This is a genomic window from Streptomyces sp. NPDC104307, from assembly GCF_055584045.1.
The window spans coordinates 137,183-149,946 of sequence record NZ_JBVJMU010000012.1 but is presented as its reverse complement, the minus strand read 5'-3'; the positions used below and the strand labels follow the sequence as shown (position 1 = coordinate 149,946).

Sequence of the window (12,764 nt, the reverse complement as noted above, 5' to 3'; positions counted from 1 at the left end):
TCCCGCGGAAACCCGGACGGGGCTGCACGAAGCTGCCGCGGCCGTGCAGCAAGCTGACACGGCCGCACCGACTCCTGCCCGCCGCCCGCTGGCATCGTCGTGCTGCCGGGAACCCCCGGCGTCACGCAACCGCCGGAGGGAATCGTGTCCAGGTCCTCGCGTTCGCGGCAGCCGGACGGTGTCGCACACCCCGCGGCCGTGTGGCGGCCGTGATGCGGTTCCAGCTGCTCGGGCCGCTGACCCTGGCGGACGGTCACGAGGCCGTGGTGCTCCAGCCGTCGAAGCCGACCGTCCTGCTGGCCGCGCTGCTGCTGCACGCCAACACCGTGGTCTCCGCCGAATACCTCCAGCGGGCCGTGTGGGGCGAGGAACAGCCCGTCACCGCCAAGGCCGCCCTCCAGACCTGCGTGCTGCGGCTGCGCCGGCTCTTCACCCGGCACGGGGTGACCGGCACGGTGATCGAGGCCGTGCCCGGCGGCTACCGGATCACCGCCGCCCCGGACACGCTTGACCTGCTCGGCTTCCGTGACCAGGTCCGCCGGGCGGTGGCCCTCTCGGACGATCCGGACGCGGAACTCAGCACGCTGAAGGACGCGCTGTCGCTCTGGCAGGGCTCGCTGCTGACCAATGTGCGCTCCGACCTGCTGCACCGGGACGAGGTCCCCCGCCTCGCGGAGGAGCGGCTGCGCAGCGTGGAGCGGGTCTGCGACCTGCTGCTGCGGCTGGGGCGCTGCGGGGAGGCGCTGGTCGAACTCTGGTCGGCCACCCGGGCGTACCCGGACAACGAGCGGCTCCGCGAGCAGTTGATCGAGGCGCTGTACCGGACGGGGCGCCAGACGCAGGCCCTTGCCGAGTACCGGAGGGTCAAGGAGTTCCTGCTGGACGAGCTGGGGGTCGACCCCTCGCCCGCCCTACAGCAGCTGGAGCTGGCGATCCTGCGGGGCGAGGACCTCGGCACCGGGCACGGCCCGGCCGCGCTCCCGGCCGCCGCCCCGGTGGCCACCGCCGAGGCCGGAACACCCGTGTGCCCCGCCGCCCGTCCGGTGCCCGTGGTGCCCAACTTCACCGGCCGGGAAGCCGAGACCGCCGCCATGGCTGCCCGGCTCACCGCCCCCGCGGAACCCGGCGAAGAGGCCCCGCACCCGCTGACCCTCCTGGTCTCCGGGCCGCCCGGCATCGGCAAGTCGGCCCTCGCGCACCATGTCGCCCACCTCGTGCGGGACGCCTTTCCGGGCGGCCGGTGGCTGGTGCCGATGACCCGTCCGGACGGCGGGGCGCGCCGCTCGGAGGAGATCGCGGCGGAGGTGTCCCACGCCCTGCGGGCCGGGCCGGACGGCGGACGCGTCCTGCTGGTCCTGGACGATGTGGTGGACGCCGGTCAGGTGCGCCCGCTGCTGCCCCCGGTCGCCGGGGCGCGGGGGGCCGTGATCACGACCAGCCGGATGGGGCTCGCCGGTCTCATCGCCACCCACGGCGGCTGGGTGCACCGGCTCACCGCCTTCACCGAGGCGGAGTCGTACGCCCTGCTGCTGTCGGTGCTCGGCGCCGAGCGGGTCGAGGAGGAGCCGGACGCGGCACACCGCCTCGCCCGGCTGTGCGGGCACTTCCCCTTCGCGCTGCGGATCCTGACGGCCCGGCTGCTGACCCGGCCGGGGCTGCGGCTCGCCGACGCCGTCGGCTGGCTGGGCGAGGACCCGCTGGCCCGGCTCACCCTGACGGACTCGCCCGACATCTCCGTACGGGCCCTGCTCGACGGTGCGCTGAACCGGCTGGAACCCCGGCTGTCCGAGGCGTTCCAGCTGGTCGCGGCGGCACCGGGGGACACCTTCGGCCCCGACGACAGCCCGGCCGTGACCGAAGCGGTCCTGGAACAGCTGGCCGACGCCGGACTGCTGGAGGACGGCCCGCCGGGCCCGTACCGGGTCCACGAACTGCTCCGCAGCTACGTACGCAGAACCGCCCCGGAACACATCCGCCGCACAGAGAAGGTGTGACCCCATGGCCGCGAACACCCCGATTGCCGCACCAGCGACCGCCGTTGCCGACCCGGCCGTGACCGGTACGTTCGACGCGCTCGCCGCGACCCGGCCGCGCGTCCGGCGGGACGTGCTGTTCACCGAGACCCCCGGCGGGGTGCTCTTCCACAACGCCGACGGCGGCTTCCACCTGACCGGCCGGACCGCCTATCGCTTCGCCTCCCTCGTCGTCCCGCACCTGACCGGCCACCACCGGCTCGCGGACCTCTGCGCCGGTTTCGGGCCCGCCCAGCGCGCGATGGCCGCCGAACTGGTCAAGGCGCTGTACGGGCGCGGCTTCGCCCGTGACGTGCCCGAGCCGCCGAGCGAGGCGGAACCGGTACTGGACGCGGCCGCCGCCGAACGGTTCGCGGCGCAGATCGCGTACGTCGACCACTACGCCGACGGCGCGGCCGAACGCTTCGCCCGCTTCCGCGCCACCCGGGTCGCCGTGCTCGGCGACGACGAGACCGCCCGCTGGTGCGCGCTGAGCCTGCTGCGCAACGGCTGCGCGCGGATCGGCACGGTGACGGAGTCCGAGGAGGTCACGGCGGAGGCGGCACCGGCCGGTGCGCGGGCCGACCGCCTCGGCGCGGACGCGGACTGGGACGCGCTCGACGGGTACGACGTCGTCGTGGTGAGCGGCACCGGGGCCGGGGCGCGCACCCACCGGCTGCTCGCCGCCGGGATACCCGAGGGCCGAACCCTGATACCCGCCTGGATGTTCGGCGAGCGGGTCGTCGTCGGCCCGCTCGCCACCGCCGCCTCCACCGGCTGCTGGTCCTGCGCGGTGCTGCGGCTGGGCGGCAACGTGTCCGCCGCGGAGGCCGCCGCGCTGTGGGGCGAGGCCGCGGGCGCCACCCCGGAGTCCGGCGCCACCGTGTCCGGGCCGGTCGCCGCGATGGTGGGCAACCTCATCGGCTACGAGATCTTCCGCCTCACCACCGGAGCGCTGCCCGCGGAGACGGAAGGACAGGTACTGATCCAGGACCTGGCCTCGCTCGACGTGCGGGCCGAACCCGTGCGCCCCCACCCGCGCTGCGTCCGCTGCGCCGCGCCCGACGACGGGCAGCCGCCCGCCGCTCCGCCGGAAGGACTGGCGCTGCCGGTCACCGCGACGGTGGAGACGGCCCGGGACGCGGAGGCGATGGTCGAGGAGCTGAACCGGATCAGCACCGCGCTGGTCCGCCCGTACACCGGCGTCTTCAGCCGGTACGACGACGAGGCGCTGACCCAGACCCCGCTGAAGGTCAGCCGGGTCGAGGTGGCGCTCGGCGCGGGGGTGCGGCGGCTGGTCGCCGCCTTCGACGTGCACCATCTGGCCGGTGCGCGGATGCGGGCGCTGTACGCCGCGGCGGCGGCGTACGTCGAGCACGTCGTCCCGCCACCGGCCGCGACGGCTGCGGGAACGGCTGCGGCGGACCGGGTGCTGGGTGCGGAGGCGTTCACCACCTCCGGCGGCAGCGGCGCGGCCCCGGCCGCCTGGACCCTCGCGACCTCGCTGCTCACCAAGGAGCCCGTGCGGGTGCCCGCGGAGGCGGTGCGCACCTTCGGTCCGGGCAACCACCACCGGGTGCACCTCGCGACCTCCGCCGGATCGGGTGCGGGCCCCGGTGCGCGGGAGGCCGCGGGCACCGGCCTGATGTCGGCCCTGGCACACGACGCGCTGCTGCGGGCGGTCCGGGGCACCACCGTCGTCAGCCCGGTCGCCGCCGGCGGGGACGATCCGGAGCTGGTGTTCCTGCTGAAGTCCGCGGCCAACCTGGACCTCGCGGTGGAGCTGCTCGACCTCGGTGAGGCGGAGCGCACCTCGGCCCACGCGGTGCTGGCCCGGGAAGCCGACGGGCCCTCGGGGCACGGGCGTTGGGCGCTCGGGGCGGGCCTCACCCGGCGGGCGGCCGTCTGCGCGGCGCTGCGGGATCTCCTGGGACAGGCGCAGCTGGCCGCGGAGGAGCCGGGCGGCGTCGTGGACCTGGGCGACCCGCTGGTCCGCGACCTCGCCGCCGCGGCCGTCGCGGTGACCGGCGCCCCGGTCGCCGCGGGCGGCCCGGAGACCACGTTCGACGCGGTGCTGGAGCGGCTGCGGAGCGCCGGACGCGACGCGCTGTACGTGGACACCACCCCGGCGGACCTGGCGGCGGCGGGCATCGCCACGGCCAGGGTGCTGCTCACGGTGGACGGTGCGGGTGCCCCCGATGCCCGTTGAGACGCCCGTCGAGGCACCCGTGCGTGTCGCGGGCCCGGTGCGGGAGTCCGCGCGCCTGCTCACCGGACTCCTGCGCGAGGCGCTGGGCCGGCACGGCACACCGCCGCCGCTGGACGTGGCGCCGCTGGGCGTGAGCGACGCGTTCGCGCCCGCCCCGGCCGGACCCGCGCCCGCCCCCGGCACCACCACGCCCGTGCCCGTCCGCCTCTACGGCAGGCACGCCGTCGTCGGCCCCTTCACGACCGCGCGCGGGAGCGGCCCGCGGCCCTGCGCGCACTGCCTGGAGCGGCGCTGGCAGGCCGTCCGGTCCGTCGCGCTGCGCGAGGCCCTGGAGCTCGGCTCCGGTACCAGGGCGGCCGGGGAATCCCCCTACGTCACCCCGTTCACCGCCGACACCCTCGCCGGGCTGGTCGCCGCCGTGACCGCCGGGCACGGGCCGGACACCGGTGCCTTCGCCGCCGTGCACCTGGTGGACCTGGAGACCCTGACGGTCCGGCACTACCCGCTCGTGCCCGATCCGGAGTGCCCGCGCTGCGGACACGTCGAACCGGACACCGCGGCGGCCGCCGTGCTCACCCTGCGGCCCGCCCCCAAGGCGAGGCCCGGCACCTTCCGGGTCCGGGACATCGGGACGTACGAACTGCCCGTCGAGCCGTACGCCAATCCCGTCTGCGGCTCGCTCGGCCCCTCCGTCGTGCAGGACGTCTCCTCGACGTCGACCTCCGCCACCATCGGCTGCTTCTCCATGCGCTCGGGCGAGTACCTCCGCGAGACGTACTGGGGCGGTCACGCCGACACCTTCGCCGAGAGCATGCGGATCGGGGTGCTCGAAGGCCTGGAGCGGTACGCGGGCATGCGCTCGCGGGCCAAGCGCGCCCAGATCCGGGGTTCGCTGGACGCGCTGCGCGGCCGGGGCGAGCGGGCTCTCGACCCGCGCGTCTGCGGGCTGTACTCCGACGCCTTCCACCGCGCCAACCCGCACGTCCCGCCGTTCTCCCCGGACCGCGAGATCCCCTGGGTGCACGGCTACTCGCTGCGCGACAGCCGGCCGGTCCTGGTCCCGGAGGTCCTCACGTACTACCACGCACCCGGCCTGGAGAACCGCTTCGTGCAGGAGAGCTCCAACGGCTGCGCGTCCGGCGGCTGCCTGGAGGAGGCCGTGTACTTCGGCCTGATGGAGGTCATCGAACGCGACGCGTTCCTGCTGACCTGGTACGGGCGGGCCGCCCTGCCCGAGATCGATCCGCGCACCAGCCGCCGCCCGGCCACCCGGCAGATGGTCGACCGGCTGGAGATGTACGGCTACGAGGCCCGCTTCTTCGACACCCGGATCTCCTTCCCCGTCCCCGTCGTCACCGGAGTCGCGGTGCGGCCCGACGGCGGCCTCGGCCTGATGTGCTTCGGGGCGGGCGCCGGACTCGACCCGGAGGCGGCGCTGTCCGGCGCGCTCTGCGAGATCGCCACCGACGCGGTGAACCTCCGCCGCCGCACCGAGCGCGAGCTGCCCCGGCTGCGCGCCATGGCCGACGACTTCGGCCGGGTCGAGGCGCTGCACGACCACCCGCTGGCCTACGGAGTCCCCGAGATGGGCGGCCACGCCCGCTTCCTGATCGGCGAACCGGGAGCCCCGCGCCCGCGCGCCCGGTCCTTCGACGAGCTGTACGGGGACGGCTCCGTGCCCGCCGTCTCCGACGACCTGCGGGAGGACCTGGCGCGCTGCGTGGACGCGGTCACCACCGCCGGGTTCGACGTGGTCGTCGTCGACCAGACCATGCCGGAACAGCGTGAACTGGGCCTGACCACGGTCTCCGTCATCGTGCCGGGGCTGCTGCCGATCGACTTCGGCTGGACGCGGCAGCGGGCGCTGGGCATGCCGAGGCTGCGTACCGCGCTGGGCGCCGCCGGGCTGCGTCCTGGCGTGCTCACCGACGCCGATCTCAACATGGCCCCCCACCCCTTCCCGTGATCCGTCACCCGTGACCAAGGAGCCTGCCATGGGGTACGCCCATGAATACGCCGACGCGATCCTCCAGCGAAACCGGGTCCCGATGGAGCCGGTGGACTACGTGCCGAACTGGGCGGACGGCCCGCGCAAGGGCAAGCACTACCCGGGCGTCGACAGCATGCCGCTGCCCGCGTCCGGCTACCCGGCTGACGCCTCGCTCGGCCGGGGACTGGACCAGGACGCCCCCAGGGACAGGGAGTTCGACCTTCCGGCGCTCTCCGGGATGCTCCGTGACTCCTACGGGCTGACCGGCCGCAGGCTCGGCGTCCAGGCCAACACCGACCTGAGCGCCCTGCCGCACTACCCGCTCGCCAACTGGTCCCGCGGCTCCGCCTCCGGCGGCGGCCTCTACCCGGTCAGCGTGTACTGGGTGTCCGGGGCGAGCGGGCCCGTACCGCCGGGTGTCCATTACTACTCCACCCGCCACCACGCCATGCAGCGGCTGCTGACCGGCGAGGTGTCGCGGGAGGTACGGGCGGCGCTCGGGGACGGGGCGCCAGGCCCCGACACCGATCAGTACCTGGTCCTGGGCGTCAAGTACTGGCAGAACGCCTTCAAGTACAACAACTTCTCCTTCCACGCCGTCTCCATGGACCTCGGCGCGTGCCTCCAGACCTGGCGGATGTGGGCGGGCGCCCGTGGGCTGTCCGTCGAGCCCGCGCTCTGGTTCGACGAGGAGCGGCTCGGGCGGCTGCTCGGTGTGGACACGCGGGAGGAGGGCCTCTTCGCCGTCGTCCCGCTGAAGTGGGCGGCCACCGCCCCCCGCCGGGAGCCCGCCCCCGCCCCGACCGCCGGGATCTCCGTGCGCCACCGGGACCAGGAGCGCTCGCGCACCGTACTCACCTTCGACGCGCTGCGCCGGATGCAGGCGGTCACCGCCGGGCACGCCGCCGACCGGCCGGGCCCCTCGGACCTCGCCCCCGCGGCGGCGCACCCCGTGGACCGGACCCGCCCGGAGGTGGCGCTGCCGCCCGCCGGGCCGCTCGGCACCGACGTACGCACCGCCCTGCGCGAGCGGCGCAGCAGCTTCGGCCGCTTCGACGCCCAGCACCCGCTGACAGCGGAGCAGTTGGCGTCCTGCCTGGCAGCCGCCGCAGCCGGTTCACGGATCGGCGGGGACGACGGCGGGCAGCGGCTGGCGAAGCTGTACGCGTTCGTCGGCCATGTCGAGTCGCTCACTCCCGGGGCGTACGAGTACGACGCGGAGGCACACAGCCTGCGCCTGGTGAAGGCGGGCCGGCCCGGCGACTTCCTCCAGCGCAACTACTTCCTGACGAACTACAACCTGGAACAGGCGGCCGCCGTCCTGGTGCCCACCGTCCGCACCCACGCCGTGCTCGACGCTGTCGGCGACCGGGGATACCGGCTGGTCAACGCCGTCGTCGGGGCGATCGCCCAGACCGTGTACACCGCCGCGTCCGCCGTGCACACCGGCTGCGGGGTGGCGCTCGGCTTCGACAACCTCAGTTACGCCGAGGAGCTCGGACTCGGAGCGACCGGTGAGGCACCGCTGCTGATCATGATGGTCGGCAACGAGCGGCCCGCCCCGGCCGACTTCCGGTACGAGATCGCCTGAACCCCACCCCGTCGACGATGCCCGTAACCGGAAGGGGAAGCCCCGAAATGACCCCGGACAACCCACCCACCCCCGCCGTCACCCGGCCCCGCTTCATGCTGCGGGTCGCCGGGCTGCCGGTGGAGAGCGTGCAGGCGCTGCGCTGCCCGGAGAGCCGCCGCTGGGCCGATGAAGTCCTCCTGGCCACCGAGCGGTTGCGGGCCGGGGGCGAGGCGCTCGGCGACCTGATCCACGGCCTGGTCGGCGGCAGCGAGGACGAGGCGCTGCGCCGGACGCTGCTCAAGCTGCGCCGCGACGTCTTCAACAACCGGCTGCCCCGCCCGGACGCCGCCGAGCGGTCCCTCGCCGCGGTGCGGGACCTCGACCCGGCGACGGCCGACGCGCTGTCCGACTGGCTGACCACCAGACGCCGGCTGGACGGCCGACGGGCCGCGGGCGCCGGGCTGCTCGCGGCGGAGACCGGCCGGGCCCGCGAGGCGCTGCGCCGGACGGCGGGCGAGGAGCGGCTGCGCGACGGGCTGCTGCTGGCGTCCCCCACGCTGGACGCCCAGCTCGACGCGTACGTGAGGGACGGCGGCGGCCCGAACCCCGGCCGCAAACAGCGCAAGATCGAACGCTCGCTGCTCTCCTACGTGTACCGCACGGCCTGCAAGACCAGCCCCTTCTCCACGTTCACCGGGGTGGCACTGGGCACCCTCGGCGAACCGGACGCGGACGGCGGCGGGCTCGGCGTCCGCGTCGACGACGTCTGGAGCGGGCGCATCCGGCTCAACGTGGTGGCCGTCGGCCGGCTCGCCGAAGCGGTGATCGCCGATCCGGTGCGCCGCGCGGACCTGCCGGTCGCCCCGGCCTCCGGCTGGGGCCGCGACGACGACCGGGTCCGCTACGTGCGCCGCTGGGTCACCCAGGGCGACGAGGACAACGCCGTCACCTTCGACGCGGTGAAGGACCGGCTGTTCTTCCTGCACCGCAGCGGCACCCTGGAACGGATCCTCGCCATGTTCGAGGAGCACGGCACCCTGCGCTACGGCGAGCTGGTGAGCCGGCTGGCAGCGGACCGGGGCGCCGGGGAGGAGGAGTGTGCCCAGTACCTCAAGGCACTCCTGGACCTCGGCATGGTGCAGGTCCCGTGCCTGCGCACCGAGGTCCACGACACCGACCCGCTGGGCGCCTTCCGGTCCTCCCTGCGCGATGTCGGCCGCCCCTGGGCGGACCGGCTGGCCGCACGCCTGGACACCCCGGTGTCCTGCGTCGACCGGTTCGCGGACGCGGACCCGGCCGGGCGGCGGGCACTGCTCGAAGAGGTGCGCGGCTCGCTGCGCACCCTCCAGGAGGAGGAGCTCGGCGTCGCCGCCGCGAAGATCCCGCAGACCCTGCTCTACGAGGACGTGGCGGCCGGGCACACGGCCCGGCTCTCCGCCCCGGACTGGGAGCGGCTGGCGGCCGGTCCGCTCGGGGCCGTGGAGCGCGTCCTGCCCGCCTTCGACCTCACGCTGCCGCAGCGCGTCACGTTCAAGGGGTTCTTCCTCGCCCGGTACGGGCGGGGCGGGCGCTGCGACGACCTGCTGAAACTGGTCCACGACTTCCACGAGGACTTCTTCGACCAGTACATCTCGTTCACCTCGAAGCACACCACGTTCGACGCGGACGGGAACTACGTACCGGAGGAGAACTGGCTCTCCCTGCCGCAGCTCAAGGCCCTGGACACCGCCCGGCTCGCCTTCGTCGAGCGGATGCGCGCCCTGTGGGCGGACACCACCGCCGCCCCCGGCCCGGTACCGGACGAGATCCGGATCGACGACGGCTTCCTCGCCGAGGTCGCCGCAGAACTCGAACCGCTGGCAGCCGACTTCACCCCGCTCACCCACCACGTGCAGATCGTGGACCGGCCCGTCGACCCGCTGGTCGTCCTGAACCGGTCCTACGGCGGGCTCTCCTTCCCGTTCAGCCGGTTCACCCATCTCTTCGACGGCCTGGGCGAGGAACTCCTCGACGCCGTGACCCCCCTGGTGCCCGAGGGCGCCGTCCTCGCCGAGGTCACCGGGGGACCCGTCACCAGCAACCTCAACCTGCACGACCGGCTCACCGGGTACGAGATCGTCTGCCCCGGCGAGCGCGGCACCCTGCCCCCGGACCGCCGCATCCACCTGGACGACCTGTACCTCGTCCACGACCCGGACAGCGACCGGCTCACGCTGCGCTCCACCCGCCTGGACAAGGAGGTCATCCCGGTCTACCTCGGCTACCTGGTCCCGCTCGCCCTGCCGGAACTGCCCCGCACCCTGCTGCTGCTCTCCCCGACCTCGATGTCCCCGCTCCACGTCTGGGGCGGCGTTCCCGAGAGCGCCCCCGTCGACGGGGTGACCAGCAGACCGAGGGTCCGGCACGGCAGCGTGGTGCTCAGCCGGCGCAGCTGGACCGCGCACGCCCCGGCCCTGCCGCTGCGCGGGCCCGGCACGGCGGACGACACGTGGTTCCTGGACTGGCACGCGTTCCGCCGCGCCCACGCCCTGCCGGACCGGGTGTTCGTCACCGTCTCGGACAGCGGGGCGCGCGGGGCGACCGGGGCCAAGCCGAGCTACCTGGACTTCGACAGCCCGCTCTCGCTGGCGGCGTTCGAGGCGCTGGTCAGGAACCCGGCGGCGCGGGTCGTGTTCCGGGAAATGCTGCCCGACGAGGACTCCCTGCACACCGTCTCCGCCCACGGCCACCACGTCGCCGAGCTCGCGCTGGAGACCCTCGCCCCCGCCCGAGAGAGGAACCACCCATGAGCTCAGCCCTCACCGGCCCCGCCCCCGCGGACACCCGCCGGGCGGGAGCCTGGCAGGCCACCCACATCTTCTACGCCGCCAACCCCCGCCCCATGCTCACGCACTGCGTCCGCCCCCTGATCGCCGGACTGGAGGCCGACGGGCTGCTCGCGGGGTACTTCTTCATCAACTACTGGCTGGAGGGCCCGCATGTGAGGCTGCGGATCAGGCCCTCGACCCCGGACGCCGAGGCGGAGGTCCGGCGCCGTACGGAGGAGGCCCTCGACGCGTTCCTGACCGAACGCCCCGCCCTGTACGAGGTGGACTCGGGGTTCCTCAACGAGTTCTACAACGCCCTGTTCGACATCGAGTTCCCCGGCGCGGAGCGCGGCCCGTACATGGACGAACGGGGCCGGATGAACCTGCGCCCCAACAACTCGCGCAGCCAGGAGCGTTACGAGCCCGAGTACGCCAAGTACGGCGGCCCGGCCGGGATCGAGCTGGCCGAATGGCACTTCCGGCACTCCAGCGATCTGGTCATCGACGCCTTCCGCACGAAGAACCTGCACCTGCGGACCGTACTGCTGGGCACCTCCGCCCAGCTGATGATGGTGATGTCGGCGACCTTCCTGCCCGACCGGGGGAAGCTGGCCGACTACCTCGACGGCTACTACGAGTTCTGGCACCGGGCGTTCCCCGGCACCGGCTTCATCGGCAGCGAGGAGTACGACAGCAACTACGCCTCGATGGCCGCCGGGCTCACCGACCGCTTCGACCGCGTCCGCGCCGCCACGTCCGGTGAGCCGGGCGCCGCCCGGCTGCCCGGCTTCCTCGCGGGCTGGGCCGAGCACTGCGCCGAACTCCGGGACCGGGTGGTCGCGCTGGCCCGCGACGGCGATCTGGTCTTCCCGTCCCGCGACGAGGACGGGGACGGGACCGGGGGCGGGAAGGAGCAGGCCGCCGCCCCGTCCGCCGCGCTGCCGATGCTCCTCTCCCCGTACATGCATATGACCAACAACCGGCTGCACGTGACGATCAGGGACGAGGCCTACCTCTCGCACGTGCTCGGCCGCGCCCTGCGGGAGTCCGGATGAGTGCCCCGGCCTCCAGACAGGACCTGGCCGCGTACCGGCCGGAACTGCGGCCAGGGGTGCTGCTCAGCGAAGCGCTGCTGCACGGCCCCGCCACGGTGCACCTGATCAAGGACACCGGCAGCGACAGCTCGTTCAAGGTCGGCCCCAAGGAGCACTTCCTCATCGCCCGGATGGACGGCGAGCACACCCTCGGGGAGATCGGTGAGGCCTACGCCCAGGCCTTCGGCCGCCGGCTCGACGACGCCCGCTGGCAGCAGATCCTCCGGATGCTCGGCGCCCGCGGCCTGCTGACCGGGGCCCCCGCCCGGACGACCGCCGAAGCCGCCTCCGCGCCGCCCCCGCGCGGCGTCCTGCGCGGCAGCATCCGGCTGGTCGCCGACGCGGACGCCACCGCGACCCGGCTGCACCGGGCCGTGGGCTTCCTCCTCGCCCCGGCATGGACGGTGCCGCTGCTCACCGCCCTGGTGGCGATGGAAGCGGTGATCGCCCTGCGGGCCGGCGAACTCCTCCGGGCCACCCGCGAGGTGTTCGGCAACCCCGTACTGCTGACCGGACTGGCCACACTGCTCTGGTTCAGCACCGCCCTGCACGAACTGGCCCACGCCGTCGTCGCCCGGCACCACGGCGGCAAGGTCGCGGAGATCGGCCTGCGCTGGCGGTTCCCCGTGGTCATCATGTACTGCACGGTGGACAACTACCTCTATCTGGGCGCCCGTCGGCAGCGCGTCAGCACCGCGCTCGCCGGGGCGGTGATGAACCTGCTGTTCCTGCTGCCGTTCTCCGTCCTGTGGTTGTCCGCCCCGCTCGACGACGCCACCCACGACGCGTTCGGCGCGCTGCTGCTCCTCGGCAGCGTCCAGGCCCTCGCCATGCTGGTGCCCCTGCCGCCGCTCGACGGCTACCGGATCGCCGGGCAGCTGTTCGGGGCCACCGAGCTGGCCGCCTCGACCGCCACGTACCTGCGCCTGGCCGCACGCCGCGACCCGGCCGCCGCGAGCTATCCGAGGCGCGCCCGGACCGCCTACCTCGGCTACGCGACGTGCGCGGTGCTCGCGCTCGTCCTGGTCGCGGCCGCCGTCGTCGCGGCCGTCGTCCACCTGCTCCCCGCCTGACCGCCG

At 74.4% G+C, this 12,764-nt stretch carries 7 protein-coding genes; all 7 read left to right on the top strand.

Features of this window, described 5'->3' with window-relative positions:
- Positions 1-212: 212 nt before the first annotated feature.
- From ACZ601_RS26855 to ACZ601_RS26825, 7 genes are read left to right on the top strand one after another with little or no spacing between them, the layout of a single operon-like run.
- Complete coding sequence (locus tag ACZ601_RS26855; RefSeq protein ID WP_440577744.1) at positions 213-1,994, top strand: AfsR/SARP family transcriptional regulator; 1,782 nt, start codon at positions 213-215, stop codon at positions 1,992-1,994.
- Between the two features lie 4 nt (positions 1,995-1,998).
- A complete protein-coding gene (locus tag ACZ601_RS26850) occupies positions 1,999-4,221 on the top strand; it encodes a TOMM precursor leader peptide-binding protein (protein ID WP_469542485.1) in 2,223 nt (740 codons plus the stop codon).
- Positions 4,211-6,187 (top strand): TOMM precursor leader peptide-binding protein, encoded by a 1,977-nt coding sequence (locus ACZ601_RS26845; protein ID WP_469542482.1) that lies wholly within the window; start codon positions 4,211-4,213, stop codon positions 6,185-6,187. The genes ACZ601_RS26850 and ACZ601_RS26845 overlap by 11 nt, the downstream gene beginning before the upstream one ends.
- A 28-nt stretch (positions 6,188-6,215) precedes the next feature.
- Complete coding sequence (locus tag ACZ601_RS26840) at positions 6,216-7,802, top strand: nitroreductase family protein (RefSeq protein ID WP_469542479.1); 1,587 nt, start codon at positions 6,216-6,218, stop codon at positions 7,800-7,802.
- 47 nt (positions 7,803-7,849) lie between these two features.
- Positions 7,850-10,573 carry a lantibiotic dehydratase gene (locus tag ACZ601_RS26835; RefSeq protein WP_469542476.1) on the top strand — a complete coding sequence of 908 codons (2,724 nt, stop codon included), beginning with the start codon at positions 7,850-7,852 and terminating at the stop codon, positions 10,571-10,573.
- Positions 10,570-11,646 (top strand): lantibiotic dehydratase C-terminal domain-containing protein, encoded by a 1,077-nt coding sequence (locus ACZ601_RS26830; protein ID WP_440578926.1) that lies wholly within the window; start codon positions 10,570-10,572, stop codon positions 11,644-11,646. The genes ACZ601_RS26835 and ACZ601_RS26830 overlap by 4 nt, the downstream gene beginning before the upstream one ends.
- Positions 11,643-12,758 carry a peptidase M50 gene (locus ACZ601_RS26825; protein WP_469542473.1) on the top strand — a complete coding sequence of 372 codons (1,116 nt, stop codon included), beginning with the start codon at positions 11,643-11,645 and terminating at the stop codon, positions 12,756-12,758. Before ACZ601_RS26830 ends, ACZ601_RS26825 begins: the two co-directional genes overlap by 4 nt.
- Positions 12,759-12,764 lie beyond the last annotated feature (6 nt).